The organism is Pseudomonas sp. PA-6-3C, assembly GCF_021605825.1.
GTDB classification, from domain to species: domain Bacteria; phylum Pseudomonadota; class Gammaproteobacteria; order Pseudomonadales; family Pseudomonadaceae; genus Aquipseudomonas; species Aquipseudomonas edaphica.
This window is the reverse complement of the sequence record NZ_WKDV01000031.1, coordinates 42,060-68,821: the sequence shown is the minus strand read 5'-3', so window position 1 is coordinate 68,821 and position 26,762 is coordinate 42,060. Positions and strand designations below refer to the sequence as shown.

24 protein-coding genes are annotated in these 26,762 nt (G+C 59.3%); 16 read left to right on the top strand and 8 right to left on the bottom strand.

Annotated elements, in window-relative coordinates; all coding sequences use genetic code 11:
• The 5 genes from deoA (at nucleotide 1) to GIW48_RS20065 (ending at nucleotide 6,035) form a co-directional block, all read left to right on the top strand.
• Nucleotides 1-1,308: a thymidine phosphorylase gene (deoA, locus tag GIW48_RS20085; protein WP_236460644.1), complete on the top strand. Its 1,308-nt coding sequence runs from the start codon at nucleotides 1-3 to the stop codon at nucleotides 1,306-1,308.
• The gene (locus GIW48_RS20080; protein WP_236460646.1) at nucleotides 1,305-2,534 is read left to right on the top strand and encodes a phosphopentomutase; all 1,230 of its coding nucleotides are present in this window, start codon (nucleotides 1,305-1,307) and stop codon (nucleotides 2,532-2,534) included. The genes deoA and GIW48_RS20080 overlap by 4 nt, the downstream gene beginning before the upstream one ends.
• 68 nt (nucleotides 2,535-2,602) lie before the next feature.
• Nucleotides 2,603-3,229, top strand: a complete 627-nt coding sequence (locus tag GIW48_RS20075) for a dTMP kinase (protein WP_177033030.1) — start codon at nucleotides 2,603-2,605, stop codon at nucleotides 3,227-3,229.
• A 166-nt stretch (nucleotides 3,230-3,395) separates the two neighbouring features.
• Nucleotides 3,396-5,531: a TonB-dependent siderophore receptor gene (locus GIW48_RS20070; protein ID WP_236460647.1), complete on the top strand. Its 2,136-nt coding sequence runs from the start codon at nucleotides 3,396-3,398 to the stop codon at nucleotides 5,529-5,531.
• A gap of 342 nt (nucleotides 5,532-5,873) precedes the next feature.
• Entirely contained in the window at nucleotides 5,874-6,035 is a 162-nt protein-coding gene (locus GIW48_RS20065) for a hypothetical protein (protein ID WP_170037375.1), read from the top strand.
• Nucleotides 6,036-6,344: 309 nt separating this feature from the next.
• Here GIW48_RS20065 and GIW48_RS20060 read toward each other — a convergent pair whose 3' ends face one another.
• The 3 genes from GIW48_RS20060 to deoC all read right to left on the bottom strand — a co-directional run bounded on the left by GIW48_RS20060 (nucleotide 6,345) and on the right by deoC (nucleotide 8,115).
• Nucleotides 6,345-6,599 (bottom strand): hypothetical protein, encoded by a 255-nt coding sequence (locus GIW48_RS20060; protein WP_170037378.1) that lies wholly within the window; start codon nucleotides 6,597-6,599, stop codon nucleotides 6,345-6,347.
• A gap of 238 nt (nucleotides 6,600-6,837) precedes the next feature.
• Nucleotides 6,838-7,353: a cupin domain-containing protein gene (locus GIW48_RS20055; protein ID WP_170037381.1), complete on the bottom strand. Its 516-nt coding sequence runs from the start codon at nucleotides 7,351-7,353 to the stop codon at nucleotides 6,838-6,840.
• Nucleotides 7,354-7,431: 78 nt separating this feature from the next.
• Entirely contained in the window at nucleotides 7,432-8,115 is a 684-nt protein-coding gene (deoC, locus tag GIW48_RS20050) for a deoxyribose-phosphate aldolase (protein WP_170037384.1), read from the bottom strand.
• Nucleotides 8,116-8,242: 127 nt separating this feature from the next.
• On the opposite strand from deoC, the gene deoR reads away from it, so the two are divergent.
• A complete protein-coding gene (gene deoR / locus GIW48_RS20045) occupies nucleotides 8,243-9,001 on the top strand; it encodes a DNA-binding transcriptional repressor DeoR (RefSeq protein WP_017135707.1) in 759 nt (252 codons plus the stop codon).
• Here deoR and GIW48_RS20040 read toward each other — a convergent pair.
• Genes GIW48_RS20040 through rbsK form a run of 3 tightly spaced genes read right to left on the bottom strand, consistent with a single transcriptional unit; the run spans nucleotide 8,998 to nucleotide 12,318 of the window.
• On the bottom strand, nucleotides 8,998-10,044 hold the full coding sequence (locus GIW48_RS20040; protein WP_138451775.1) for an aldose 1-epimerase family protein: 1,047 nt from the start codon (nucleotides 10,042-10,044) through the stop codon (nucleotides 8,998-9,000). The genes deoR and GIW48_RS20040 overlap by 4 nt on opposite strands.
• The gene (gene fucP, locus GIW48_RS20035) at nucleotides 10,041-11,369 is read right to left on the bottom strand and encodes an L-fucose:H+ symporter permease (protein WP_017135709.1); all 1,329 of its coding nucleotides are present in this window, start codon (nucleotides 11,367-11,369) and stop codon (nucleotides 10,041-10,043) included. The genes GIW48_RS20040 and fucP overlap by 4 nt, the downstream gene beginning before the upstream one ends.
• Nucleotides 11,370-11,397: 28 nt before the next feature.
• Nucleotides 11,398-12,318: a ribokinase gene (rbsK, locus tag GIW48_RS20030; protein ID WP_170037387.1), complete on the bottom strand. Its 921-nt coding sequence runs from the start codon at nucleotides 12,316-12,318 to the stop codon at nucleotides 11,398-11,400.
• A 207-nt stretch (nucleotides 12,319-12,525) separates the two neighbouring features.
• On the opposite strand from rbsK, the gene GIW48_RS20025 reads away from it, so the two are divergent.
• Together GIW48_RS20025 and GIW48_RS20020 are read left to right on the top strand one after the other, a co-directional pair.
• Nucleotides 12,526-13,722 carry a multidrug effflux MFS transporter gene (locus GIW48_RS20025; RefSeq protein ID WP_017135711.1) on the top strand — a complete coding sequence of 399 codons (1,197 nt, stop codon included), beginning with the start codon at nucleotides 12,526-12,528 and terminating at the stop codon, nucleotides 13,720-13,722.
• A 95-nt stretch (nucleotides 13,723-13,817) separates the two neighbouring features.
• Nucleotides 13,818-14,675 carry an SDR family oxidoreductase gene (locus GIW48_RS20020; protein WP_017135712.1) on the top strand — a complete coding sequence of 286 codons (858 nt, stop codon included), beginning with the start codon at nucleotides 13,818-13,820 and terminating at the stop codon, nucleotides 14,673-14,675.
• Nucleotides 14,676-14,871: 196 nt separating this feature from the next.
• On the opposite strand, the gene GIW48_RS20015 is transcribed toward GIW48_RS20020, so the two are convergent.
• Together GIW48_RS20015 and GIW48_RS20010 are read right to left on the bottom strand one after the other, a co-directional pair.
• Nucleotides 14,872-15,786 carry a site-specific integrase gene (locus GIW48_RS20015; RefSeq protein WP_099549753.1) on the bottom strand — a complete coding sequence of 305 codons (915 nt, stop codon included), beginning with the start codon at nucleotides 15,784-15,786 and terminating at the stop codon, nucleotides 14,872-14,874.
• Between the two features lie 121 nt (nucleotides 15,787-15,907).
• On the bottom strand, nucleotides 15,908-16,726 hold the full coding sequence (locus GIW48_RS20010; RefSeq protein WP_170037390.1) for a M949_RS01915 family surface polysaccharide biosynthesis protein: 819 nt from the start codon (nucleotides 16,724-16,726) through the stop codon (nucleotides 15,908-15,910).
• 468 nt (nucleotides 16,727-17,194) lie between these two features.
• Here GIW48_RS20010 and arnC point away from each other — a divergent pair, with 468 nt between their 5' ends.
• Genes arnC through GIW48_RS19970 form a run of 8 tightly spaced genes read left to right on the top strand, consistent with a single transcriptional unit; the run spans nucleotide 17,195 to nucleotide 26,510 of the window.
• Entirely contained in the window at nucleotides 17,195-18,229 is a 1,035-nt protein-coding gene (arnC, locus tag GIW48_RS20005; RefSeq protein WP_236460649.1) for an undecaprenyl-phosphate 4-deoxy-4-formamido-L-arabinose transferase, read from the top strand.
• Nucleotides 18,226-20,217, top strand: a complete 1,992-nt coding sequence (gene arnA, locus GIW48_RS20000) for a bifunctional UDP-4-amino-4-deoxy-L-arabinose formyltransferase/UDP-glucuronic acid oxidase ArnA (RefSeq protein ID WP_017135715.1) — start codon at nucleotides 18,226-18,228, stop codon at nucleotides 20,215-20,217. The genes arnC and arnA overlap by 4 nt, the downstream gene beginning before the upstream one ends.
• Nucleotides 20,217-21,101, top strand: a complete 885-nt coding sequence (gene arnD / locus GIW48_RS19995) for a 4-deoxy-4-formamido-L-arabinose-phosphoundecaprenol deformylase (protein ID WP_099549750.1) — start codon at nucleotides 20,217-20,219, stop codon at nucleotides 21,099-21,101. The genes arnA and arnD overlap by 1 nt, the downstream gene beginning before the upstream one ends.
• Nucleotides 21,098-22,753: a lipid IV(A) 4-amino-4-deoxy-L-arabinosyltransferase gene (arnT, locus tag GIW48_RS19990; protein WP_176992203.1), complete on the top strand. Its 1,656-nt coding sequence runs from the start codon at nucleotides 21,098-21,100 to the stop codon at nucleotides 22,751-22,753. The genes arnD and arnT overlap by 4 nt, the downstream gene beginning before the upstream one ends.
• Nucleotides 22,750-23,097 carry a 4-amino-4-deoxy-L-arabinose-phosphoundecaprenol flippase subunit ArnE gene (gene arnE, locus GIW48_RS19985; RefSeq protein ID WP_017135717.1) on the top strand — a complete coding sequence of 116 codons (348 nt, stop codon included), beginning with the start codon at nucleotides 22,750-22,752 and terminating at the stop codon, nucleotides 23,095-23,097. The genes arnT and arnE overlap by 4 nt, the downstream gene beginning before the upstream one ends.
• Entirely contained in the window at nucleotides 23,094-23,507 is a 414-nt protein-coding gene (gene arnF / locus GIW48_RS19980) for a 4-amino-4-deoxy-L-arabinose-phosphoundecaprenol flippase subunit ArnF (protein ID WP_017135718.1), read from the top strand. Before arnE ends, arnF begins: the two co-directional genes overlap by 4 nt.
• On the top strand, nucleotides 23,504-24,883 hold the full coding sequence (locus tag GIW48_RS19975; protein WP_017135719.1) for a UDP-glucose dehydrogenase family protein: 1,380 nt from the start codon (nucleotides 23,504-23,506) through the stop codon (nucleotides 24,881-24,883). Before arnF ends, GIW48_RS19975 begins: the two co-directional genes overlap by 4 nt.
• A 4-nt stretch (nucleotides 24,884-24,887) precedes the next feature.
• On the top strand, nucleotides 24,888-26,510 hold the full coding sequence (locus GIW48_RS19970) for an ArnT family glycosyltransferase (RefSeq protein WP_186616876.1): 1,623 nt from the start codon (nucleotides 24,888-24,890) through the stop codon (nucleotides 26,508-26,510).
• Nucleotides 26,511-26,762 lie beyond the last annotated feature (252 nt).

Genomic DNA, 26,762 nt, shown 5'->3' with positions numbered 1-26,762 from the left:
ATGTGGTTGCCACAAGAAGTGATTCGCCGTAAGCGCGACGGGCATGCCCTGGCCGCTATCGACATTCAACGGTTCGTCGCCGGCATTGCCGACGGTAGCCTTAGCGATGGGCAAGTGGCGGCGTTCGCCATGGCGGTGTTCATCAAGGGCATGGACGTGAGCGAACGCATCGCCTTGACCGAGGCAATGCGCGATTCCGGCCAAATACTGAAGTGGGAGCTGCCGGGGCCGATTGTCGACAAGCATTCCACCGGCGGCGTCGGCGACATGATCAGCTTGTTGCTCGCGCCCTTGCTGGCGGCCTGTGGCTGTTACGTGCCGATGATCTCCGGGCGCGGCCTGGGGCATACCGGCGGCACCCTGGACAAGCTCGAAAGCATCCCCGGCTACGACTGCCAACCCAGCACCGAACGCCTGCGCGCGGTGGTGGCTGAAGTCGGCTGCGCGATCATCGGCCAGACCGCCAACCTGGCACCCGCGGACAAGCGTTTGTATGTGATCCGCGATGTCACCGGTTCGGTGGAGTCGATAGACCTGATCACCGCGTCGATCCTCGGCAAGAAGCTCGCCGCCGGTCTCGATGTATTGATCATGGATGTGAAGACCGGCAACGGCGCCTTTATGGCTGAGCCTGAGCAGGCGCGAGCTCTGGCCGCCAGCATCGTCGCAGTGGCCAACGGTGCCGGAGTCAACACCCGCGCCCTGATCACCGACATGGACCAGCCGCTGGCCCGCAGTGCCGGCAATGCCCTGGAAGTGGCTGAAGCGGTCGCTTTGCTCAAGGGCGAGGTGCGCAGTGAACGCCTGTGGGCAGTGACGTTGGCGCTGGCCAAACAGGCACTGACGATGGCCGGCCTGGCGAGGGACGAGGCTCAGGCCCGTGATCAATTGCTTCAAGCCTGGCAGAGCGGCGCGGCCTTGCAGCGATTTGAGCAGATGGTTGTTGCGCTGGGCGGCCCGCAGGGTTTTACCGACAAACCCGATGAACATTTACCCAAGGCGGTCGTGTCGGTGCCGGTGTGGGCCGAGGAGGAGGGCTGTGTCACCGAGATCGACACCCGCGCCGTGGGGTTGGCGGTGGTGACATTGGGCGGTGGACGCAGCCATCCGGACGACGTGCTGGACCTGTCCGTGGGCTTCAGCGAGTTGGCCTTCGTCGGCGAACAGGTGAATGCAAAACGGCCCCTGGGCTGGGTTCACGCGCGCACCCAAGAGCAGGCCGGGCAGGGCGCATCCGCCTTGCGCGCAGCGTATCGGCTGGGCGGTGAACGCCTGGCCGCGCGCGAATTGATCCAGGCAATCCTATGAGCAAGGCCATCGTATTAGTGCTGGACTCATTGGGCATCGGCGCGAGTGCCGACGCCGCGCTGTTTGGCGATACCGGCGCCGACACCTTGCGCCATATCGCCGAAGCCTGTGCCCGTGGTGAGGCCGATGGGCCATTGCGACGGGGACCTTTGAACCTGCCGAACCTGGGCCAGCTGGGATTGGGCGCCGCAGCGGCGGCCAGTGGCAATGGCCCGCTGCCAGGCAACTGGGGCGACGCGACACCGATCGGCGCCTTTGGCCATGCGCGCGAGCAATCATCCGGCAAGGACACGCCGTCCGGGCATTGGGAAATGATGGGCGTGCCAGTGTTGTTTGACTGGGGTTATTTCGAGCAGCCGACCGAGTCCTTTCCACCCCAACTACTGGCCGACCTGATCGAGCGGGCAGGGTTGCCGGGCATCCTGGGCAATTGCCATGCCTCGGGCACCACGGTGCTGGACGATTTGGGTGAATTACACATCCGCAGCCAGCAGCCGATTTGCTACACCTCGGCCGACAGCGTGATGCAGATCGCCGCCCATGAAAGCCATTTCGGCCTTGAAGCGCTGTACCGAGTGTGTGAAATCGCCCGTACTTTATGTGATGAATACACGGTCGGCAGGGTCATTGCCCGACCGTTCACCGGCGAGCACGCGGGCCAGTTCCGGCGCACCGGCAATCGCCGCGACTACACCGTGCCGCCACCGTCAGCAACGCTGCTTGATCGCCTCTGCGACGTCGGCGGCACCGTACACGCGGTGGGCAAGATCGGTGATATTTTCGCTCACCGAGGCATCAGCCGGTTGTACAAGGCCGATGGCAACGACGCGCTGTTCGACGCCACGCTCAAGGCCTACCGGGAAGCACCTGACAACAGCCTGGTGTTTGCCAACTTCGTCGACTTCGACATGCTCTACGGACACCGCCGAGACCTGGCCGGCTACGCTGCCGCGCTGGAAGCCTTCGACCGCAGGCTGACGGAATTACTGGCGTTGATGGACTCGCAGACATTGTTGATCATCAGCGCCGACCACGGCTGCGACCCCTCGCGCCCGGGCAGCGACCATACCCGTGAGCATGTGCCCGTACTGGCTTATGGTGCAGGCGTGGCGGCGGGGTGGTTGGGCGAGCGAGCCAGCTTTGCCGATATCGGCCAGAGCCTGGCGGTGCACTTGGGGTTGGAGCCGTTGGCATGGGGCACGTCTTTTTTGCTGCGTGAGCCATAGCATCGACAAGCGTCATCGGCTTCAAACTACGTTAAGGTGCTCATCACTTATCCATCATTACGTGAAGCATGAATCGTCCATTATTTGTCTCCCTGGATGGGCCTAAAGGCACGGGGAAAACCACGCTGTTGGAAGCCGTTACCCAAGCACTGCGGGCAGACAACAAAAAGGTGATCCGTCTTTGCGAGAGAAAAAGCGATCCCTACAGGGCTGAAACCATGGCCCTGGTCAACGCACACGCCAGAAACCCCACCGATGATTCGGAGTGGAGAGTGTGTGAGCGCTTTGCGGATAGTCGGCTCTGGATTTCCCGCCACGTGCTGACTAAACAGCCGCCCGACAGCATCATCCTGATAGACCGTTGGTACCCCTCAGATGCCGCGTTTCGCCGGACAGTCCCGTTCGCCGACATATTGCAGTTAAACCTGGACCGACACGTACGAGTGCCAGACCTGCATGTGGGCGTTATCACCGACCCCGAGATTTCATGGTCAAGGGCCGCGCAGCGACGGCGCGGGTTGGGCAGTACGTTGATCCATACGCTGCAGGAGCATGTCGAGTGTACCCAGGCGTTTTTGCGAGCGGCGGGTGATCAGGGCTGGGTTTTGTGCCGTAATGAAGGGGCGATTGAACAGGCGACGGGGCAGGTGATTTCCGAGATCTACAAGGTCCTTAAGGCAGTCGAAGCAGGTTAGAGAAATTGCTCCTGCCATCCCGGCCCTGGGATGGCAGAGGTACACAGCCGATACTCGAAAACCTTTAAATGAGAATGAGTTGCAAATGAGATCTGCTGGTATATCATGCCTCCCGAATCCAGGCAGGTTTACCTTCCCGTCCGCTCATCCATTAGGTCCAAAATCCATGCGTCATACCCTGATTTCTCTCTGCGTACTTCAGGCGGTTGCCCCTGTTGCCTGGGCGCAGGTGGCCGGCAGCGAAAATGCCAGCCTTGAGTTGCAAGCCATCAACGTCACGGGAGACGTAGACGCCGAGACGGCTCAGGGGCCTGTCAAAGGGTATCGCGCCACACGCTCTGCCAGTGCCACGCGCACAGACACCTCAATTCATGAGACGCCACAGTCCATCAGCGTCGTGCCCAAGGACGTGGTCGAGGACATTGGCGCGACTCGCCTGCAGGAGGCCCTGGACTATGCCGGCGGCGTCGGCCGAGCGAACAACTTCGGTGGCCAAGGGCTTACCAGCTTCACGGTGCGTGGGTTTACAACTGCAGAGTTCTACCGTAACGGCTTTCCGATTAACCGGGGCTACCCCAGCATGCCGGACGCCAACAGCATTGAGCGCCTTGAAGTGCTTCGCGGACCAGCGACGATGCTCTATGGGCGCGGCGATCCCGGCGGTACTTTCAACGTGGTCTCCAAACAGCCTTTGCCTGAACGTACGGCCACATTGGGTAGCCAGGTGGATGATCAGGGCATGAAGCGCGGCACCCTCGATGCCTCCGGCCCGCTGGATGAGCAAGGCCGCCTGGCCTATCGCCTCAACGTGGTGGGAGAGGGCGGCGACACCTTCCGCGACCATGTCTCAACCGAACGCTATGGGGTCACGCCGGTACTGAGCTGGCAGGTCAATGACGACACCAAGGTGATTTTCGAAGGCGACTTCATGCGTAACAATCATCCGCTGGATCGCGGTCTGACCCGCTTCGCCAACCAGCGTGGCACGCCGTCCCGTGAGACCTTCTGGGGTGAAAAGTACGCTGGTAACCTGCACAACGATAACAACATGGCTCAGGTGCGCTTCGAGCATCTACTCAACGAAAACTGGACACTGGGCGGTGGTATGCAGTGGTTGGACGGTACGATGAAGGGCAATGGTGTTGAGGCAAACAATGCCACCAGCCTCAACGCCGATGGGCGAACCCTCCAGCGCAACTTCAACTACCGCAAGCTGGACTGGACCGACCAGGACTATCAACTGAACCTGACCGGGCGCTTTTCCACGGGCGGCCTTGATCACACGTTGCTGACGGGCATCGAGTACGAGGACTACGACTACAAGTCGATCATCCAACGTTCCAGCGGCGCGGCGGGGGCTTTCCCAATCGATATCTTCAACCCGATCTATGGCCAGCCACGTCCGGCGCTGACGCGTACGCCCACCCACGACAAAGAAAACCTCAAGACTTACGCCGCCTTCGTCCAGGATCAAGTGGCGCTGACCGAGCGTTTAAAGGTGCTCGCCGGTGCGCGCTTTGAGCGCTTCGAGCACCAGTACGAATCCTACGTGCCCGGTGTGAGAAGCTGGAACGCCGCCGACAACGCCGTCACTCCGCGCATCGGGGTGATGTATGACCTCACTGACACGGTTGCGATCTACGCGGACGCCGCGCGCTCGTTCAAGCCCAACACGGGTGCCAGTCGTCAAGGCGGCGGATTCGAGCCGGAGAAGGGCAAGTCCTACGAAGTGGGGGTTAAGTGGGAAGCGCTGGACCGTCAGTTGAGCGTCGACGCGGCGATCTACCAGATCGAGAAGAAAAATGTCCAGGGTGTCGACCCGGTTGATTCGGCCTTCAATGTCGCGACAGGGCAAGTCCGCAGCCGCGGCTTCGACCTGAACGTGGCCGGCAACCTGACGCCCGAGTGGCGGATGATCGGTGGCTATGGCTATGTGGATGCCGCAGTGACCAGGGACACGACCGTGCGCTCCGGAACACGTCTGGCGAATATTCCGCGCAATAGCTTCAGCCTGCTCAACGTGTACGAGTTTCAGGATGGCGCGCTCAAAGGGTTTGGCCTTGGCGCAGGTGGAAAATACGTAGCCGAGCGTGCCGGGCAGACCGCCAATGACACGTTCTCGATGGGCGCTTACACCGTTGTCGACTTGCTTAGCTATTACAAGGTCAACGAAAAGGTCAGACTCAACCTCGACGTGAAGAACTTGTTTAACCGTGAGTACGACGAAGGCTCGTTCCTGAACTTCTACGCTTATCCCGGTGAGCCGCGTACGGTGCAAATGGGCATTTCTTATACGCTGTAATCCAATCGGAGTGCGGTTCGTCGTGGGGGATTGGCGAACCGTGGGCCAGCCTTGGATCGGGGCGGGCTGCATACTGAGTGCGTGGCGGTGCTGACTTACCATCGCCAGTGCGTGATACATAATTTAACATAATATACATTATGCGTAACACGATGTTACTTAATCAGGAGCAGTACGCGTCAGATTTTGAGTCAGCGTCTCCAGGCTTTTCCTCCTCTCACTGATCATCACCACTCAGTTGCCAGTACGCCGCAACCTCATCGTTTTCACCCACCACATGGCAACGCCCTCAGGTTTGATCTTTACTCGTCCCAACGCCACCCGTGCTCAAGGAAGATCTGCATGAAGCTCTATGCCGCCGTATTGCTCACTGCTGCGTTGCTCGGCGGCTGCGACGTCAGTAAGCGCTGCGTCTCGATCTGGGTTCTTTACAGGCGCGAAAACCCGAAAGCATTGGCTTTATTGTTGATCTGCCAGATGCATCTGCGGGACTCCAAGCAGTGATCAAATTCGCCTCGACGATACTGCAGGCCGGTACGGGATTCCGTACTAAAGTGGGGGTGTAACAGCACCCCCCCCACTCCAATCACCAAGAATGCGAATCCAGTTTGTAGGTTTGATTGACCGCGCCTGTGAAAGACGCTTTGGGGAAATCAGAGGCTCAAGGTGAGATAACATCTCTAGCATTCGTCTCGCGAAGAAAAACCCCAGAGTTCTGGTGATCTCTGGAGTTTTCCGTCTGGGTTGAGATCAGCCGGCTTAGCCGGTTACCGGCGCGGATGTTGATTTTCCTGACTGTCAATCAGGTGGCGGCTATTGCTTTGCGGGCAGGTCGAGGTTTTCTGAAAAGTTCAGGTCCTCATCTGATTGGTACATCTCCTCTATTTCTTTGGCGTACTTCTGTGAGACCGTTATAACCTCATCCATGGTGCTCCAATCGACGGGATTAGTTTCCCGTTCTCGCTGCTCGCGCAGTAATTCGTCTCGCTTTTTCAATTGCTGTGATGTCAGATTTATCAGTTTTTCTTTAGGAAGATCTAAGAGTTGTTGTTCCGTGTAATCGGGCATGGGAGTTCTCCTTGTGTAGAAAATACAGCATTCCAACAATCCCCATACTTCGGTAATCAACTCTATTTTTGTACTGTTAGAAATAACAGGGTTTTAGACTTTTTTACGTTAATCGTTATTCAGAAAAATCATAAAAAATCCTCTGATATGGACGTTCTGGATAAATCTTCACCGGAACTTCATCATTTTCCCGACTACGCTTTCCCTCCAACCTGATAATCCATTGAATCCGCATCCCTCAATCCTCATCCCGCGTCAGCTTTTCAATCAACGCTCGATGCTGTGGAAACGCTGTCGTGAGCTTATGGCGATTTCCCATCTCCATGTCGGCAAAATCAAATCCTGGCGAAACCGCTTCACTGATCAATCCAAATCCGTTTGTCCCGTCCAGCAATCGTGATGATTTCCAGATGCCACCCGGTACGTGCAATTGCAAACACTGTTCTGCGAGAACATCGTTGCCCATGATGACTGTCTGCAATGAACCGTCCGCATGGATCAGGCTGTATTCGAGTGCGTCGCCCAAGTGGAAATAATGCAGGATGTCAGACTGATTGAAATGAAACTGGCCCACCGCTGATTGCTCGGTCAGCAGATAGTAGATCGACGTCATCAGGTAACGCGGTCCTGCAGCGGTTTCGAGCCAGTCGCGATGGTCCGCCTGATAGGTTCTGCGAAAGTAGCCGCCTTCGAGATGCGGTTCGAGATCCAGCGCATTGATTACGTCTTGTGCGCTTGCTTTACGTTGAATCATCGCCCGCTCCCTTGATTTTATGGTGGTTTTTTATAGCTCAACTAAATGTCTATTTAGTTGAGTTATATAAGCAGCGTTTTAATAACCACCCACCGCCGCCATTTCCCCACCCACAATCGCAACCCCCGAACTGCTGCCCAAACGCGTAGCCCCGGCCTCAATCATCTTCAGCGCCGTCGCATAATCACGTACGCCACCGGAGGCCTTGACCCCAACCTTGGCACCCACGGTTTTACGCATCAGTGCCACGTCCTCAACTGTGGCACCACTGCGGCTGAACCCCGTGGACGTCTTGACGAATGCCACGCCCAAATTCCGGCAGATTTCGCAGGCCTGGACCTTTTGTTCGTCGCTGAGCAGGCAGGTTTCCAGGATCACCTTCAATGGCACGGCGCCGCAGGCTTTATGCACCAAGGCTATGTCTTCGCGCACGGCTTCAAGCAGGCCTTCCTTCAGCCAGCCGATATTGAGCACCATGTCGATCTCCCCTGCCCCGGCGGCTATCGCCCGTTCGGCTTCAAAGGCCTTGGTGTCGCTCAGGCCGGCGCCCAACGGGAAGCCCACCACCGCACAGATCACCACGCGATCGTCGGTCAGGCAGGACGCGGCGTAAGGCACCTGCCCCGAGTTCAGGCATACGGAATAAAAGCCGTGCGCCTGTGCTTCTTCGCACAAGGTGCGAATCTGTTCACGGGTGGCATCGGGGGCCAGCAAGGTGTGATCGATGTACTTGGCCAATGCTGCGGGTTGAAGCGTATTCATATAACGTGCCCTTGCCTGTATGTTGCCAATGGTGGTGTGCCGCGTGTTGCGGCGCTCACATTAAACGTTACAATATTCACAATTAATGTTACTTAGTTAACACAAACAATCAAGCCCTGGAATGCCCGTGGACAGTAAAAAAGCCGAGCGACTCAAGCTTATCCAGCAAGCCCTGCAGGACCAGAGCGCCATTCACCTGCGGGAAATGGCGGCGCTGCTGGATGTTTCCGAGATGACCCTGCGCCGCGACCTCAGCCACTTCAGCGAGCATTTGCGCCTGCTCGGTGGCTACATCACACGGGTCGGCAGTGAGGCCGGTGATTACCGGGTCGCCGACCAAGGCACGCGTCACGTCGAAGAAAAACGCCGCATCGGCAAACTCGCTGCGCGGTTGATACAGCCCGGCGACACGGTATTTTTTGACTGCGGTACCACCTCGCCGTTTGTGATTGATTTCATCCCCGACGAGTTGGAGTTCACCGCGGTGTGCAGCTCGTTGAACGTGTTGCTCAAGCTGCAGAACAAGCCCAACTGCCATATCGTGCTGTGCGGCGGCACCTTTCACCGCAAGAACCAAGTGTTTGAAAGCAGCGCCGAAAGCAGCATTCTCGACAGCGTGCGCCTCACGTGGGCCTTTGTGACGGCGGCGGGCGTCAGCCAGGAATTTGGCGTGACCTGCTTCAACTTCAATGAAGTCGAGGTCAAGCAAAAGGTCCTGCGCCAAGCCCAGCAGCGCGTGCTGCTGGCGGACTTCAGCAAGTTCGACACGGTGCGCACTGCGCACTTTGCCAGCCTTGCAGACTTTCAATACGTGGTCAGCGACAAGAAAATCCCCCAAGCGTACAAAGAAGCCATCCAGGCCAGCGGCGCGCAATTGCTGGTTTAACCCAGCAACGTTTGGCGCTCCCGCGCATTCAAGTAGCCGGTGGTCACGCTGAACGAAGCGCTGGCCCCGGCCGCCAGCACACGCACGTGACCTTTGGCTTTTTCGGCGTTATAACCTTCGGGTTCACAGGTTGACGGCAGTACGAACGCCGCCACTTGCTGGTCCGGTGAGTGCAGGATCCAGCGTGCGGCGTGCTCGAACTCCTTGGGGCGATAACGGGTGTAAAACGCCGCACCATTCGGGTGGTCCAGCAGAAAATGTGCATGGCCGCTGGCGTCTGTGCCCACGTCGTCGAAGAAAAACACGATTTCAGGGTCGTACAACGCCGGTGTGTCGAGACACGCCAACTGCGCCGGATGCTCGGCCAGTTGCGCCATATAGGCGCTCCAGTCAGGCGTGGGCTTGACGTGGTCCGGCACGCTGGTGCGCAGGCGCAGGCGCTGCATGCCCAGCGGCTCGACAAACCGCGCGCCGGCCACATAGGCGTAGTTCATATGGGCCATGTACATCAGTTCCATGGGCTTGCCGGCCAGGTTGGTGACGTCCATATCGATATCGAACAGGGCTGAATCGGCGCGCAGTGTCACGCTCGGGGTTGCCCTGTATCGATCGCCAAAGCCCTTGGCATATTGGTAAGTGCCACCCAGGCTCACAACGCCCTCGCCTATTTCCAGCCAAGCTGTGTCCATGGGCGCGCAGGGCATTTCGCCGTGCAAGGCATGGGTGTCATCCGGCGCCGGGCAACCGTTGCGCAGCAGGCCACTGTGAAACATAAAGCAGCCATAAGTATCAATGACGGTCGGGCTGGGCCTTGGCTGCTCGAACAGGTTGGTCATGGTCAGGTCGCAGCCGTCGAACACCGCCGACCAGATCATCTGCCCTTGATAAGGCAACACCACCAGGCGTCCACGGCTGTTCTCCAGGCCCACGGCCAGCACGCCGGACGGGTAAACCCAGGCGCTGACCTTGAAGTCTTCGGACTGTAGCAAGACCTTTTCCTGCTCGCTGAACAGCACCGGATACAGCGGGATACGCGTGTTCATGAGGCCACCGCCGCCGCACCCGACGGCACGCTGTCCGACTGGCGCATGCACTTGAGCGCATACATCACGATCACGATAAAGCACAGCAACGGCACGCTGTAGGCCAACTGCATGTTGCCACCGCTGGCGTCAGACAACAGGCCCTGGAAGATCGGAATCACCCCGCCACCGACAATGCTCATCACCAGCAGTGAACCGCCGACACCGGTGTCCTCACCCAGGCCATCGATGGTCAGGCCGTAGATGGTTGGCCAGCACGGTCCGAGAAAAATGCTCACGCCAACCGCCGCATACACCGCCGAAATATTCGGCACCAGGATGGTGTAGGCCAGCAGCACAATGCACAGCACGCCGTAAATCGCCAATACCCGGGCCGGGTGCAGGCGGCGCATCAGCAGGTTGGCGATCATCTTGCCGACAAAGTAGGCGGCAAAGGTCGTCAAAAGGAACCATGAAGCGCTGCGCTCATTCATGCCGCCCATCTGCATGGCCAGGCGAATGGTGAAACTCCACACACCAACCTGCGCGCCCACGTACAGAAACTGCGCGAGTACACCAAAGGTAAAGCGCGGGTTGCGCCACAGTCGGCCCAGGCTTTGGCGCAGGCTGCCGGATTTATTGTCGACGGGCTTATTGCCCTTGCAGGCCGGGAACCGGGTGATGGCGATCAGGATAAACATCAGCACCAGTACGGCGATCATCCATTTGTAGGGCAACAGCGTGGACTGGATCATCTGCAACTGCTGCACCGCCGCCTCGGAGGCGCTCATCTGCGTCAGTTGCTCGGTGGTGGCATCGGTGTCCTTGAACATCACAAAGCTGCCCACGTACACCCCGGCCATGGCGCCGAACGGGTGAAAGGTTTGCGAGATATTCAAGCGCCGCGTCCCGGTTTCCCTTGGTCCCATCAGGGTTGAATAGGTATTGCACGCGGTTTCCAGGAACGACAGACCGGCGGCAATCACAAACAGGGCCAGCAGGAACATGCCGTACTTGGCGGTGGACGCCGCAGGAAAAAACAACAGGCAGCCCAGCATGTACAGCAACAGGCCGATCAGAATGGTGCTTTTGTAGCTTAAGCGGCGCACCACCATCGCGGCCGGAATCGCCACGAAAAAGTACCCCAGGTAAAACGCCGACTGCACAAAGGCGGTTTGGAAATCGCTGAGCAGGAAGGCTTTCTTGAAGTGCGCGATCAGCACGTCGTTCATGCTCGCCGCTGCAGCCCACAATGCAAAAATGCTGCACAGCAGGATAAACGCGAACCAGGGCGTGCGGTTCAGATAGAAGCCATCGGGTGTCTGTTGCAGCGCAGGTTTGTTCATTATTGTTCTCCGGGCTGGGTTGAGAGTCTTACCGCTGTTGCTGGAAACGGGCGAACGCTTCGGCGTCGGGATAGGAGGTCTGTGTACCCAGCGCTGTGACCGAACAGGCGGAATACGCCACCGCTTGCTCCATGGCCTGGCGAATAGCGCCGTCGCGGCTCCAGTGCTGGATGAAACAACCGATAAACGCATCACCGGCGCCGGTAGTGTCGCGGGCCACCACCCGCTGGCCGGGCACCTGGAACTCGCCCTCCGCGCCCACGTACAGCGCGCCGTGCTCGCCGAGGGTGACGATCACGTGGCGAATGCCGCTGGCCACCAACGTACGCGCGGCGCTGCGGGCCGAGTCCGGCGAGTCCACGACGCGACCGGTGATCAACGCCAGTTCCGATTCGTTGGGAATCAGGAAATCCAACTGCGCCAGGTGCTCGGCACTCAAGTCGGCCAGGGCCGGCGCCGGGTTGAGCAGCACCGTAATGCCATGACGGCGGGCAAATTCGATGGCGTAGTAGACCGTGTCCAGGTTGATCTCCAGTTGCAGCACGATCAGCGTGCATTCACGCAGGTCGGCAGCGGCCGTCTCGATGTCCGCTGGCAACAAATGCGCATTGGCACCTTTGACGATCAAAATGCTGTTATGGGAATCGGCGCGCACAAAAATCGGCGCCACGCCGCTGGAGACGCCCGGCACACGCTGCACGTAACGGGTGTCGATACCAAAACGCTGGAAGTTGGCCAGGGTGTTGTCGGCGAACATGTCGTCACCGACTTTACTCAGCATCAGCACCTGCGCCCCAAGCTTGGCTGCCGCCACCGCCTGGTTGGCGCCTTTGCCGCCACACCCCAGGGCAAAGCCCGGCGCTTCCAGGGTTTCGCCCTGGTCCGGCATGCGGTCGATGTAGGTAATCAAATCCACCATGTTGCTGCCGATGACTGCGATCTTGCCCATTGCTATCTCACCTTGTTGCGGCACGACCAGGCAGGTCGTAGCGCTCTTGTTTTGTTATTTAAATAACATTAAGTGTGATTATTCAATCTTTATTTTATGAAGATCAGTCAAGCCGCAGGAAAATGTAGCGTCTGTGTAAGCATCATCTTGTGTGCCCAGGTACAGCTCACTAAGCTGGCCGATCTTTTGCTGTGACCCGGAACCCCCATGTCTCGAAGTATTGCCCACCTCGCCTTGTTGCTCGGGTTGATCACCGCCATCGGCCCTTTCGCCATCGACAGCTATCTGCCTGCGCTACCCACCCTGGGTGCCAGCCTGCAGGCGTCGCCGGCGGCCGTGCAGATGAGCCTGACGGTGTTCTTCATGATCATTGGCGTGTGCCAGTTGTTTTACGGGCCGATCAGCGATGTGTACGGTCGCAAGCCGCCGATTTACGCGGGTCTGGCGATTTTTGCGGTGGCCAGCGTCGGCTGTGCGCTGGCGCCGACGATTGAAGTGCTGATTGGTTTTCGTGCCCTGCAAGCCTTTGGCGCCTGCGCCGGCATGGTGATCCCGCGGGCGGTGGTGCGTGACCTGTACACCGGCCACGAAGCCGCACGGTTGATGGCCCTGCTGATGCTGGTGATGAGTGTTTCGCCGATCCTCGCGCCCTTGGCCGGCAGCGTGGTGATTTCACTCTGGAGCTGGCGTGAAGTGTTCGTGGTGCTCGCAGTGGTTTCGCTGTTGTGCCTGGTGATGACCTTTGTGCAACTGCCCGAAACCCATCCTGCCGAACGCCGCCTGGGCAAGACCCTGGGCAGTGCGATCGGCAGCTACGGCGCCTTGCTGCGCGACCCGGTATTCACCGGCCTGTCGGTGGTGTGCGGGTTTGGCTTGGCGACGTTCTTTGTGTTTATCGGCAGCGCGCCGTTCGTGTACATCGAGTATTTCGGCCTGACGCCTACGCAATTCAGCCTGTGTTTTGCAGTAAACGCCGCGTCCTTCTTCGCCATGAGCCAACTGACCGCACGCCTGAGCGCGCGTTTTGGCCTGGCGCCGCTGATTCGCGGGTCGGTGATCGGCGTGGCGGTGGTTATGAGCGCGCTGGCCGTCACCACCTTGTGGAGTGACAACCTCGCCTTGATGATGGCACTGCTGTTTATCGGTTTCGGTTTTCTCGGCCTGTTATTGCCAGCCGCGGGGGTGTTGTCCATGGAGGATCACGGCGCAGTGGCAGGTTCTGCCTCGGCGCTGCTCGGTGCTATCCAGATGATCACGGCGGCCGTGTCCATGACGCTGGTTGGCGTGTTTGCCGACCATACACCTGCGCCCATGCTGGTCGGCATCGCGCTGTGTGCGGTGGCGGCGATGCTGGTGACCTTATGGACCCTGCGTCGTTTGCCGGCTCACCTGGCGCGTGATTGACGCCATTCGTCGGGGGCGTGGCCCATCCATTACAACTATCGCGGGCGGCAAAACACCTAACTCCATAGCACCTTTGACGTTCTATGGAGTTAGACATGACCGACTACCCTCGCCCACCCTTCGCGCCTCAAGCCCAGTCCGTACCGGGCACCCAGAAGAAAATGGACCCGTACCCCGACTGCGGCGAGAAGAGCTACAAAGGCTCCGGCCGGTTGGCCAACAAGATCGCCCTGATCACCGGCGCCGACAGCGGTATCGGCCGCGCGGTGGCGATCGCCTTTGCCCGTGAGGGCGCCGACGTAGCCATCGCGTACCTGGATGAGCATGAAGACGCCCAGGAAACCGCACGCTGGGTCGAAGAAGCGGGCCGTCAATGCCTGTTGTTGCCGGGCGATATCGCGCAAAAAACCAACTGCCAGGCGCTGGTGGACAAGACCGTCGAGCAGTTTGGCCGCATCGATGTGCTGGTCAACAACGCCGCGTTCCAGATGACCCACGAAACCCTCGAAGAGATCGAGGATGAAGAATGGGTCAAGACCTTCGATATCAACATCACCGCGATGTTTAGGATCTGCAAGGCGGCCCTGCCGCATATGAAAGCCGGCAGCTCGATCATCAACACCAGTTCGGTTAATTCCGATATGCCCAAGCCAACCCTGTTGGCCTACGCCGCCACCAAAGGCGCGATTGCCAACTTCACCGGTGGCCTGGCGCAGTTGCTGGGTGACAAGGGTATTCGCGTCAACAGTGTGGCACCAGGGCCGATCTGGACGCCGCTGATTGTAGCGACCATGCCCGACAAGGATGTGCAGAGCTTTGGCAGCGAAACACCGCTCGGGCGGCCAGGCCAGCCTGTGGAGGTGGCACCGATCTATGTGCTGCTGGCCTCGGACGAAGCCAGCTACATCTCCGGCTCGCGGTACGCGGTCACTGGCGGCAAACCGATTCTCTAACTCATTGCGACTGTGTGGCAACGGCATTCTTGTGGCGAGCAGGCTTGCCCTGCGTTGGGATGCGAAGCAGCCCCAAACTCAGAGACTGAGTTCTTTCAGGAGAAATTCAGTACCTTTACTGGGACTGCTTCGCAGTCCAACGCAGGGCAAGCCTGCTCGCCACAGAGGGGCTCCAAAATCTTTGCTGTGTTAAGAACTACAAATCAAACCTGTCCACCGCCCGGCGCCGCTCATTGTCATCGCGCACGTCATAACTGGCGGTGGTCTGGATATTGGTGTGATGCGCCAGTTTCTGCGCAATCGACAGGTCGTGTTCTTCAATCACCCGCGTGATGAACGAGCGTCGGAAGTCATGGGGCATGATCTTCACGCCCACCTGCTCACCGCGTTGACGGGCGATGTAGTAAATCGCGTGCTTGGTGATGCGTTCACGGGTGATATGGCTGCCACGGCGAATACGATTGAACAGGAAGCTATCGTCCTGCTCGCCTTCCTTGAGCTGCTCGCGACGAAACGCCAGCCAGGCCTGCAACTTGTCAAACGCCCAGGCTGGGGCGTACTTGATCAGTTCTTTGTTGCCTTTGCCAATCACACGCAAGCTGCGTTCATCGAAGTTGATCTGCGCCAGGTCCAGGTTGACCGACTCCGACTTGCGCATGCCTGAACCATACAAAATGCCGATCACGGCGGCATCCCGCAGGCCTTGAGGGCGTGGGTCGGCGGCACAGACTTCCATCATTTCGCGGATCAGGGTGCGGCGCAGGTTACGGCCCTGGCTGAGGCGTGTGCCTGGCGTGGCCTTGACCGAGCGCATCTTCAACAGGTGGTCCTGGCTGATCAGGCTCATTCGCCAGGCCTCGTTCATCACCCCGCGTACCGCATTCACATACAGCGAAGAAGTGTTCGGCGCGCAGCCGTCCTCGCGCAATGCGCCGACCAGCGCAATCACCTGTTCGGGTTGCAGCAGGTGCCAGTCGATCTCTTCCAGGTTGATATCTTCATAGCCCAGGCGGTCGGCGGCATCTTGCAGCACGTAGCGCATGGTCAGTTGGCTGGAGGGCGCCAAGCGGGTGAGGTAAAGGGTCAGTGGGTTGCGGATAGACTCAGTCAAGGTAGATCAGCCTTTGGATTAAATACCTCATTCAAGCCTTTGTTTAATCAAGGTATTTAGTGAATTGGCGAAGGTCGAGTCTAACTCAGGACCGGGCTTGGCACCAAATCACGGCACAACATCACGGCGCCGATTCGTCGTCCTCGGTCGGGTTTTCAGCCTGAGGTTGCGCCTGGGATTGGCTCCAGTCGGCATCCTGTTTGTGCATCAGTGCAAACCAGTGCTGACGCATGAACGCCAGGTAGCTTTCCGGCGCTTTCGCAAAGTCGCTTTCATCGCCATAACAGCCCGGCAGCGGCAACTCGGTGCCCTGCTCCTTGTACTGGCTGACCAGTGCCTGCTGTGCGGCAACGCTGCAGTCAGTAGGCAGCGGCATACCTCGCAGGGCACCGGCATCCTCGTCCCACCAGCTTGCACCGACGCGATCGACACCGCGCAGGCGGTACTTCTGGGACTTGCCGACATGCATGATCAGCTTGAACTCACGCGGGCTGACATCGCTGGTGCAGGTGCGCGAGTAACCCACCGTGGCCTGGGTAATGCCATCGCCGGCAAGGTCAGTGACCTTGGTTGCCGCCCTGTCAAAACGCAGCCCTGCATCGAATTCGCAATGCTGCACATCGTCATAGAGCATCCAGACACGCTTGGGGCGGTCGCCGCCGAGCAAATACTGGGCCGCGTAGACAAATGCCGACTGGGTACCGTCGTCATCACGCTCGCTGACTTGCTCGGCGAGTACCAGCAAGTTCTTGCCTTGGTGGTCGTCCCAGGTATAGGCCGCGACCTGTTTGCCGCGCACTTCCACGCCGTCCGGCACCTGCTCGATGCTGGTAAGCGCCACGCCATCGTCGGCTCGAACGGTGGTGACACAGGCCACCACCATCAACAAGCCCATCAATGCAGGCCGCAACTGGCCGTGCAAAATCCGCACACTATTCATCCGAGTACCCTGGCAAGAGATGGCTTACTTTACCGGCACTTGAGGGCCATTGCAGAGAAGTTTGTTGAATTACCTTACGCGCCTGCGCAGTGGTGCAGAATCCGTCGCGGTTTTGCCTGCAGAACCAATCCCCAGGCGCTTCAGCGGTTTAGCTGAACCCTACCTGTCTACCTGTCAAATAAACGAGTTTTTCATCCGCCTTTCATATTCGTTCAACAATTTTCCGCTTAATCTTGACCGCAGGACTTGAGAACGAACCGCGTCTTCCCCGACTAACCTGTTGATTACGCTTTACCTTTCATAGTTTTCGTCTTTACTCTGCTAGCCCATGGAAGAAACCGTTGCCCGTCCTCAGGAAAGTCGAACGAATGCCGCACACCCACGCTACATTTAATCGGCCGGCGTTGTTGCCGACTGATTACTGCTGTTTTCACGCTCCAATTGTTCTAGCCCCGAGGTCATGAATCTTTGAAACCCTACCCTATTCATTGCGTGTCGATCGTTATCCCGGTCTACAACGAACAAGAGAGCCTGCCTGAATTGCTGCGTCGCACGACTGCAGCTTGCAAGCAATTGGCTTACGAATACGAAATCATCCTGGTGGATGACGGTAGCCGCGACAACTCGGCCCAATTGCTGGAAGACGCTGCCGCAGAAGACGGCAGCAACGTGGTGGCGGTGATTCTCAACCGCAACTATGGCCAGCATGCCGCGATCATGGCCGGCTTCGAGCAGTGCCGTGGCGAGGTGGTCATCACTCTTGACGCCGACCTGCAGAACCCGCCCGAAGAAATCCCGCGGCTGGTCGAGCAAGCCGCCCTGGGCTACGACGTCGTCGCCACTGTGCGTAACAACCGTCAGGATTCGGCCTTCCGCCGCTGGCCTTCGCGCCTGATCAACCTGGCCGTGCAACGCTCCACCGGCGTGGCCATGACCGATTACGGCTGCATGTTGCGTGCTTACCGACGCACCATCGTCGACGCCATGCTCGCCTGCCGTGAGCGCAGCAGCTTTATTCCGATTCTGGCCAACGGCTTTGCCCGGCACACCACCGAGATCCTGGTGCACCACGCCGAGCGTGAGCATGGCGAGTCCAAATACAGCGCCATGCGCCTGATCAGCCTGATGTTCGACCTGCTGACCTGCATGACCACCACCCCGCTGCGTCTGCTGAGCATCGTCGGCTTCAGCCTGGCGGCACTGGGCATGCTGTTTGCCTTTGCGCTGGTGTTCCTGCGCTTGGTCTTCGGCGCCGAATGGGCCGGTTCAGGCATGTTCGTGCTGTTCGCGGTGCTGTTTGTGTTCACCGGCGGCCAATTCATCGGCATGGGCCTCTTGGGTGAATACCTGGGCCGCATGTACAGTGACGTGCGTGCCCGTCCACGGTTCTTTATTGAAAAGGTGCTGCGTAACCAACCCGCAGAGCCGGCTCCGGTCGTCGTGGTCGACGGCCTTACAACTTCCCACTCTCCTACTTCTCCTTCCGATCAGGTTTCGTCATGAATTCAAAAGCTGTTGTCTTCGCTTACCACGATATTGGCTGTGCAGGTATTGAAGCCCTGCTGACCGCCGGCTACGACATTGCTGCCGTGTTCACCCATGCCGACGACCCCAAGGAAAACAATTTCTACGGCTCCGTCGCCCAACTCTGCGCACGCAACGGCATCCCGGTACATGCTCCGGAAGACGCCAACCACCCGCTGTGGATCGAGCGTATTGCCAAGCTGAACCCGGATTTCATCTTCTCGTTCTACTACCGCAACCTGCTGAGCGAAGCCCTGCTGGCCACTGCCAAAAAAGGCGCGTTCAACCTGCACGGTTCCTTGCTGCCTAAATACCGTGGCCGCGCTCCGGCCAACTGGGTGCTGGTCAACGGCGAAACCGAAACCGGCGTGACCCTGCACCGCATGGTCAAGCGTGCCGATGCCGGCGCGATCCTGGCCCAGCAAAAAGTCATTATCGACCGCACCGACACCGGCCTGACCCTGCACGCCAAACTGCGTGATGCGGCCACCAACTTGCTGCGTGATGCCCTGCCACAGCTGGCCCAAGGCAAATTGGCCGAAACGGCCCAGAACGAAAGCCAGGCCACCTACTTCGGTCGCCGCACTGCCGCTGACGGCAAGCTGGACTGGAAAAAACCGGCTGAAGAGCTGTTCAACCTGGTTCGTGCCGTGACCCAACCGTACCCAGGCGCATTCTGCGCTGTCGGCGAGCACAAACTCATCGTTTGGCAAGCTGAAGTGGTCAAGGGCAACGAAGGCCTGGCGCCAGGCCGTGTGATCAGCGTCAACCCGCTGCGCATCGCCTGCGGTGAAGATTCCCTGGTGGTCAAGTTCGGCCAGCGCAACGAAAACGGCCTGTACCTGGCCGGCCCTTCCCTGGCTGACGAACTGGGCCTGGTCGACGGTTCCGTGCTGCGCGGCGCCGAGTCCGGCCGCAAGCCACGTCGCACTCGTGTACTGATCCTGGGTGTGAACGGCTTTATCGGTAACCACCTGTCCGAGCGCCTGCTGCGTGACGACCGTTATGAAATCTACGGCCTGGACATCGGCTCCGACGCCATTGAGCGCCTGCGCAGCCACCCGAACTTCCACTACGTGGAAGGCGACATCAGCATCCACTCCGAGTGGATCGAGTACCACATCAAGAAGTGCGACGTGGTCCTGCCGCTGGTGGCCATCGCTACGCCAATCGAATACACCCGTAACCCGCTGCGCGTATTCGAACTCGACTTCGAAGAGAACCTGAAACTGGTTCGCTACTGCGTCAAGTACAACAAGCGCGTGATCTTCCCGTCGACCTCCGAAGTCTATGGCATGTGCCAGGACCAGTACTTCGACGAAGACACCTCCAATCTGGTGGTTGGCCCGGTCAACAAGCAGCGCTGGATCTACTCGGTCTCCAAGCAACTGCTGGACCGCGTGATCTGGGCTTACGGCGACAAGGGCCTGAACTTCACCCTGTTCCGTCCGTTCAACTGGATGGGCCCGCGCCTTGACCGTCTGGACTCGGCACGTATCGGCAGCTCCCGTGCCATCACCCAGTTGATCCTGAACCTGGTGGAAGGTACCCCGATCCGCCTGTTCGACGGTGGTGAGCAGAAGCGTTGCTTCACCGACATCGCCGACGGCATCGAAGCCCTGGCACGCATCATTGATAACGACAACGATATCTGCAACGGTCAGATCATCAACATCGGCAACCCGGAAAACGAAGCCAGCATCCGTCAGCTGGGCGAAGAACTGCTGCGTCAGTTCGAAGCTCACCCGCTGCGCAGCAACTTCCCTCCGTTCGCCGGTTTCCGCGACGTAGAAAGCAAGGCGTTCTACGGTACCGGTTACCAGGACGTGGCGCACCGCAAGCCAAGCATCGAAAACGCCAAGCGCCTATTGAACTGGGAGCCAACCGTTGAGATGAGCGAGACCATTGGCAACACGTTGGACTTCTTCCTCAAAGAAGCCATGCTCGAAATCGCGGACAAGAAGTAATGCAGGCAGGCTTGCGAATCGACGTCGACACCTACCGTGGCACCCGTGAAGGTGTGCCGCGGTTGCTCGAATCCCTGGATGAAGCCGGGGTAAAAGCGACGTTCTTCTTCAGCGTCGGGCCGGACAACATGGGGCGCCACTTGTGGCGCCTTATCCGCCCGCAATTTCTGTGGAAGATGCTGCGTTCCAATGCTGCCGGCCTGTATGGCTGGGACATCTTACTGGCCGGCACCGCCTGGCCAGGCAAGCCGATCGGCCGTGACCTGGGGCACTTGATGCGCCAGGCCAAGGCCGCCGGCCATGAAGTCGGCCTGCACGCATGGGACCATCACGGTTGGCAAGCCAACACCGGGCGCTGGAGCGACGCACAGCTGGTCGAGCAGATCCGTCGTGGCGTGGACACCCTGAGCGACATCCTGGGTGAACGCATCGACTGTTCCGCAGCCGCCGGCTGGCGTGCCGATGAGCGCGTGGTGCAAGCCAAGCAAGGTTTCAACTTTCGCTACAACAGTGATTGCCGGGGCACCAGCCTGTTTCGACCAACCCTGGCCGATGGCAGTGCGGGCACCCCACAAATTCCGGTAGACCTGCCGACCTTCGACGAAGTCGTCGGGCCGGTGGTGGCTGCCAAAGATTTCAACGGCTTCATTCTTGACCGGTTCGCCGAGTCGAAGCTGAACGTCTATACGATCCACGCAGAAGTAGAAGGGATTCTGATGGCTGAAGATTTTCGCCAACTGCTCGCCCAGGCCGGGCAGCGCGGCATTGACTTCAAACCCTTGGGCGACCTGTTGCCCGCGGATGTGACCACCCTGCCCCAGCAACAGCTGGTACGCGGCGCGCTCAGCGGCCGCGAGGGTTGGCTCGGAGTACAGCAGGCATGATCCGGCGCTGGGCATTGCCCCTGCTCCTGTTGGCGTTTGCTGTGTTCTACCTGTTGCCACTGGCCAGCCATGGCCTGTGGATCCCGGATGAAACCCGTTACGCGCAGATCAGCCAGGAAATGCTGCTGACCGGCAAATGGGCCTCGCCGCACTTCATGGGTATCCGTTACTTCGAAAAACCCGCTGCCGGCTACTGGATGATCGCGCTGGGCCAGGCGATTTTCGGGCAGAACCTGTTCGGCGTGCGCTTTGCGTCGGCCTTGAGCACCGGGCTGAGTATCCTGCTGGTCTATCTGGTCTCGCGCCGGCTGTGGAACAACCCGCAAAAAAGCCTGGTCAGCAGCGTGCTGTACATGAGCTTTGTCAGCGTGGCGCTGCTTGGTGGTTACGCTAACTTGGACCCGCAGTTCACCTTCTGGGTCAACCTCACCGGCGTTGCGCTGTGGTTCTGCTTCGACAGCACCACGCGCAACGGCCGCTTGGGGTCTTGGGCCTTGCTCGGCTTTGCCTGCGGCATGGGCTTCATGACCAAAGGGTTTCTTGCCTGGCTGCTGCCAGTGTTGATCGCCCTGCCCTACGCTATTTGGCAGAAACGCTTTCGTGAATTGCTTGGCTATGGTGTGGTCGCTGTGGCCGTCGCAATTATCGTCAGCCTGCCGTGGGCACTCGCCGTGCACCTGCAAGAGCCGGACTACTGGAACTTCTTCTTCTGGCATGAGCACATCCAACGCTTTGCCGGCGATGACGCCCAGCATGCCGAGCCGTTCTGGTTCTACCTGCCGCTGATGGTTGCGTTCTCGTTGCCATGGATCGCCCTGCTGCCGTCCACGGTCAAACAGGCCTGGCTGGAAAAGCGCCTGCCCAAGACCGCGTTCCTGCTGCTGTGGCTGTTGATGCCTCTGGCGTTCTTCAGTTTGGCCAAAGGCAAACTGCCGTCCTACGTCATGCCCTGCCTGCTGCCCTTGGCCCTGTTGATGGGCTCGACGCTAAGCGACAAGTTGGCCAAGGGCCATGGCCGCGCCTTGCGCATCAACGGCTGGTTGAACCTGGCTATCGGTATCGTGGCGTTGCTGGCCATCAGTTGGTTCCAATTGAAAAAACCGGTGTATGAGCCGGGTCAGGAGACTTTCAGCCTGGTGCTGGTGTTTACTTTCCTGTTCGGCTGGATCGTGGTCAACCTGCTGCAAGCTGCACGCCCATTGAAGCTATGGGCTGCGCCGGCCATCGGCAGTTGGTTGCTGGTGGCCCTGGTGCCGGCTGCCCTTCCGCATTCGGTGGTTTATAACAAGACCCCGGACCAGTTCATCATCGACCATTTGCCCGAACTGCAACCCACCGCGGCACTGCTCAGCAATGACCTTGGCGCTGCCTCGGCGCTGTCGTGGCGCCTGGGCCGCCCGGAGGTTGCGCTGTACAACACGGTCGGTGAAGTGAAGTACGGCATTGCCTATCCAGACACTGCCTATCGCAAGATCGGCACCGCCGACGTCCAGCAATGGATGAGCGAGGCGCGTAAAAAAGGCTCGGTTGGCGTCGTCATGCGGGTCAAGGGCGACGATGAAGTGGCCGAAGTGAACCTGCTGCCCCAAGACGGCAAGCGCTATGAGCAAGGCAATATCGTCATCCTGATCTTCCCACAGGCTGCACAATGATTACCTTGCTTCTCCTGTTGAGCGCCTGCCTGCTCACCTGCATGGGCCAGGTTTCGCAAAAGTTTGCGGTAGAAAGCTGGCGTGACCAGCCCGACGGTTGGGCGCCGAAACTGCGCTCGCCGTGGCTGTGGTCGGCGCTGGTGTGCCTGGGCCTTGGCCTGCTGGTATGGCTGCTGGTGTTGCAGCGCCTGGAAGTCGGCATCGCCTACCCCATGCTCAGCCTCAATTTTGTGCTGGTGACACTGATGGCGCGGTTTGTCTTCCATGAGCAGATCGATGGCCGTCATTGGCTGGGTGTCGCGCTGGTGATTGGCGGCGTTGTGCTGCTAGGGCGTCACGTATGAGCCGCACACAAGGGTTTGCCCTGGCCTTGGGCAGTGTTGGCCTGGTCAGTGCTGCTCAATTGGGCATGCGCTGGAGCATGACGCGCCTGCCGTTGCCCACTGAGTGGCTCAATGCGTTTAACAGTCAATCGATTGATCTTGGCGCCCTGGGCGTGGTGATCCTGGCGATCATCGCCTATGCGCTGTCGATGCTGTGCTGGCTCGGCGCGCTCAAGCACTTGCCCCTGGGCCGCGCCTATTCGCTGCTAAGCATCAGCTACGCGCTGGTGTACCTGCTGGCGGCCAGCCTGCCGGTGTTCAACGAACATTTTTCGCTTTCAAAAACCCTGGGGGTGGCCTTGGTCATTCTCGGTGTTCTGGTTATTAACTCTCGTCGTGCTAGCGTTGCAAGCCCCAGGAATGCCCCATGAAAATCAGTGTATTTGGTAGCGGTTACGTCGGTCTGGTACAGGCCACCGTATTGGCCGAAGTCGGTCACGATGTGATCTGCATGGACGTGGACAAGAGCAAAGTCGAGTCGCTGCAAAAAGGCCACGTGACCATCTTCGAGCCAGGCCTGGCGGCCATGGTCAAGGAAAACCTGGAAAGCGGGCGCCTGCACTTTACCTATGATGAAAAACTCGCCGTAGAACACGGTGAGGTGCTGTTTATCGCCGTGGGCACGCCGTCGGACGAAGACGGCTCGGCCGACCTCAAGTACGTGCTTTCGGTGGGCGATGCCGTATCCCGCCATCGCGTGGAACCGGTGATCCTGGTGGAAAAATCCACCGTGCCGGTCGGTACGGGCGACACCCTGCGTGCCCATATCGAAAAAAACCTGCACATTGCCGGTCGCCACCTGGAGTTCGATATCGTCTCCAACCCCGAATTCCTAAAGGAAGGCTCGGCCGTTGCCGACTGCCGCCGCCCGGACCGCATCATCATCGGCTGTGAACGCGAAGAAGTGCGCGAAGTGATGCGTGATTTGTACGCGCCGTTCAACCGCAACCATGACCGCATCATCTTCATGGACCTGCGCAGCGCCGAACTGACCAAGTACGCCGCCAACTGCATGCTGGCCACCAAGATCAGCTTCATCAACCAGATCGCCGAGTTGGCCGAACACTTGGGCGCCGACATCGAAGCCGTGCGTTTGGGCATTGGCGCCGACTCACGCATCGGCTACCACTTCATCTACCCGGGCTGCGGCTACGGCGGTTCGTGCTTCCCCAAAGACATGCGCGCCCTGATCCACAGCGCCAAGGAAGCCAACTGCTCCAGCGACCTGCTCGAAGCGGTCGAAGCGATCAACCAGCGCCAGAAGAGCAAGCTGTTCGAGCGTATCAATGCGTATTTCAAAGGCGAACTGCAAGGCAAGACCTTCGCCTTGTGGGGCCTGGCCTTCAAGCCCAACACCGATGACATGCGCGATGCCCCAAGCCGCGTGCTGATGGAAGCCCTGTGGGCGGCCGGCGCCAATGTCCGTGCGTTCGACCCCGAAGCCATGCAGGAAACCCAGCGCATCTACGGTGACGAGTCGCGTCTGACCCTGCTGGGCACGCCGGAATCAGCCTTGAGCGGCGCCGATGCGTTGATCGTGTGCACCGAGTGGCAGCAATTCAAGGCGCCGGATTTCGAACTGATCCACGCCCGCCTGAAAAACCCGGTGATCTTCGACGGTCGCAACCTGTACGACGGCGAGCGCCTGGCGCGCAAGGGCTTCAAATATTTCCCGATGGGCCGTGGCGACTCCTGCGAGCTGCCGATTCCACAGCAAAACTGGGTAGCGCCAGCCAAGGAAGACTAAAGACGTGAACAAAGCTCAATCGCCGCTGCTTACAGCAACGATCCGCAATCAGTCGCTGGGGCTCGGGCTCCTGGCGCTGGTGCTGTTTATTGTCGGCAACTGGCACCAGGCAATCATCGGCTTTGACTCGCGTTTCGTGGTGTTTGCCCAGGAAATGCTGCGCCATGGACCGAGTTTTTTCCCCACCACCTATGGCCAGCCTTACGCGGACTACCTGGCGACCTCGACCCTGCTGACCTGGCTGTTGTCCCTGCCGTTTGGCGAGGTCAGCAGCCTCACCGCGTGGTTGCCTACCTCCATCGCCTCGGCGGTGATCGTGGTGCTGGTGTATCGCCTTACGGCGCCCTACTCCACGCGCTGGGGTTTGCTCAGCATCGCGATGCTGCTGCTCAGCAGCACCTTCATCAGCGAAACCCGCGCGGTGTCGCTGGACCAGATGCTCGCGGCCATCGCCTTGACCGTGTTCTATCTGGGCTATGCCCATGACCACTTCGGGGCAGCCAAACGCTTGCATTGGCTGTTTTTGCTGCTGATCCTGGGCTTTGCGGTGCGTGGGCCAATCGGCCTGGTGATCCCCACTGGCGTGCTGTGCAGCTATTACCTGATCAACCGCCAATGGCGCCAACTGTTCACCTTCGGCTTTATCGCGCTGGCAGTGCTGGCGGCGTGTGTCGGCCTGTTGTTGCTGCTGGCCAAGCTCAGTGGTGGCGAGGACTTCATGCAGGACGTGATCCGCATGCAGTTCCTGGGGCGTATGGACGGCACCGAAGGTTCCAGCGGCGTGCTGTATTACTTCACCAGTTCCATGGGCAACTACGCGCTGGCTTATCCGCTGGCGTTGCTGGTGCTCCTGGCAATCGCCATCGGCGGTCGTCGGTCACCCGACCCGGCACTGAAACTGGTGCTGTATTGCGCGGCGGCAGGTTTGCTGGTGATGCTCGGCCTGTCGGTCCCTCAGGCCAAGAAGGCACGTTACATCCTGCCGATGCTGCCCATGGCGGCGATCATTGCAGCCTACCCGTTCCAGGTCAGCCAAGGGCGGCTGTTCGCCTGGCTGCGCGGCTTGATGCTGGGCATCTGGACACTGCTGCCGGCGCTGCTGATAGTCGGGCTGGTGGTGGCGCGCAAGCGTTACCCGGCACAGCTGGACAACCTGGGCGTGGTCTTCGGCGTGCTTGGCGTGCTTCAGGTCGTGTCGCTGCTGTCACTGCTCAAGGCGCGTCTACGCCCGCTGGGGTCGGCACTCGCGGCGGTGCTGGCGCTGTGGTCGACCTACATTGTGGTGGTCGAGCCATTGGAGCGTACGCTTTACGACACCCGCACATTCAGCCTTGGCGTCAAAGAACAGATCATGCAGCAACCGGCCCCCGTGGTGCTGCATGGCTTGGGCAAAGATGCAAAAGCCATCAAGTTCATGGTCAACTTCAACTGCGATAAGGTGCCGCTGTTTACCCAGTCGGCTGCAGACCTGGCGCCACTGCAAGGTCCGGCATGGCTGGTAATGAGCACGAAAGACTTCGAAAATCTGCAGGATCCGCGCTTGCGTTCGATCACCCCGACACTCACCGGGGAGTTCGACAAAGACCCGTATGTGTTGCTCCATCTAGAGAAAGTCAGCGCGCCGTAATTACGCTGACAGTGGTCTGACGGAAACAGCGCCCACTCCTTCAAGAGTGGGCGTTTTTCGTTATGACTGCCCGGAAAGCCCCTACATGGCTATGCGTAAACGCTGGCGCACTTTGCCTTTCGATGCCCGGAACCCAAATGTAGACTCCTTTGTCATGTGCGTTAACTATCTACTACCGGGCGCCGTCAGCCTTCCACGCACACAGACCTGCTTGATCAAAAGGGCAATGCCGTGCCAGAAGACCTGTTGCTT

What these genes read in the sequence shown, in the direction of transcription:
- GIW48_RS20025 (WP_017135711.1), top strand. Translation starts at nt 12,526, where the DNA reads ATGTCTCGAAGTATTGCCCACCTCGCCTTGTTGCTCGGGTTGATCACC.
- arnT (WP_176992203.1), top strand. Translation starts at nt 21,098, where the DNA reads ATGATCCGGCGCTGGGCATTGCCCCTGCTCCTGTTGGCGTTTGCTGTG.
- GIW48_RS20055 (WP_170037381.1), bottom strand. Translation starts at nt 7,353, where the DNA reads ATGATTCAACGTAAAGCAAGCGCACAAGACGTAATCAATGCGCTGGAT.
- rbsK (WP_170037387.1), bottom strand. Translation starts at nt 12,318, where the DNA reads ATGGGCAAGATCGCAGTCATCGGCAGCAACATGGTGGATTTGATTACC.
- arnE (WP_017135717.1), top strand. Translation starts at nt 22,750, where the DNA reads ATGATTACCTTGCTTCTCCTGTTGAGCGCCTGCCTGCTCACCTGCATG.
- GIW48_RS20070 (WP_236460647.1), top strand. Translation starts at nt 3,396, where the DNA reads ATGCGTCATACCCTGATTTCTCTCTGCGTACTTCAGGCGGTTGCCCCT.
- GIW48_RS20065 (WP_170037375.1), top strand. Translation starts at nt 5,874, where the DNA reads ATGAAGCTCTATGCCGCCGTATTGCTCACTGCTGCGTTGCTCGGCGGC.
- GIW48_RS20080 (WP_236460646.1), top strand. Translation starts at nt 1,305, where the DNA reads ATGAGCAAGGCCATCGTATTAGTGCTGGACTCATTGGGCATCGGCGCG.
- GIW48_RS19975 (WP_017135719.1), top strand. Translation starts at nt 23,504, where the DNA reads ATGAAAATCAGTGTATTTGGTAGCGGTTACGTCGGTCTGGTACAGGCC.
- arnF (WP_017135718.1), top strand. Translation starts at nt 23,094, where the DNA reads ATGAGCCGCACACAAGGGTTTGCCCTGGCCTTGGGCAGTGTTGGCCTG.
- GIW48_RS20010 (WP_170037390.1), bottom strand. Translation starts at nt 16,726, where the DNA reads ATGAATAGTGTGCGGATTTTGCACGGCCAGTTGCGGCCTGCATTGATG.
- deoA (WP_236460644.1), top strand. Translation starts at nt 1, where the DNA reads ATGTGGTTGCCACAAGAAGTGATTCGCCGTAAGCGCGACGGGCATGCC.
- fucP (WP_017135709.1), bottom strand. Translation starts at nt 11,369, where the DNA reads ATGAACAAACCTGCGCTGCAACAGACACCCGATGGCTTCTATCTGAAC.
- arnD (WP_099549750.1), top strand. Translation starts at nt 20,217, where the DNA reads ATGCAGGCAGGCTTGCGAATCGACGTCGACACCTACCGTGGCACCCGT.
- GIW48_RS20060 (WP_170037378.1), bottom strand. Translation starts at nt 6,599, where the DNA reads ATGCCCGATTACACGGAACAACAACTCTTAGATCTTCCTAAAGAAAAA.
- GIW48_RS20020 (WP_017135712.1), top strand. Translation starts at nt 13,818, where the DNA reads ATGACCGACTACCCTCGCCCACCCTTCGCGCCTCAAGCCCAGTCCGTA.
- arnA (WP_017135715.1), top strand. Translation starts at nt 18,226, where the DNA reads ATGAATTCAAAAGCTGTTGTCTTCGCTTACCACGATATTGGCTGTGCA.
- deoC (WP_170037384.1), bottom strand. Translation starts at nt 8,115, where the DNA reads ATGAATACGCTTCAACCCGCAGCATTGGCCAAGTACATCGATCACACC.
- GIW48_RS20040 (WP_138451775.1), bottom strand. Translation starts at nt 10,044, where the DNA reads ATGAACACGCGTATCCCGCTGTATCCGGTGCTGTTCAGCGAGCAGGAA.
- GIW48_RS20075 (WP_177033030.1), top strand. Translation starts at nt 2,603, where the DNA reads ATGAATCGTCCATTATTTGTCTCCCTGGATGGGCCTAAAGGCACGGGG.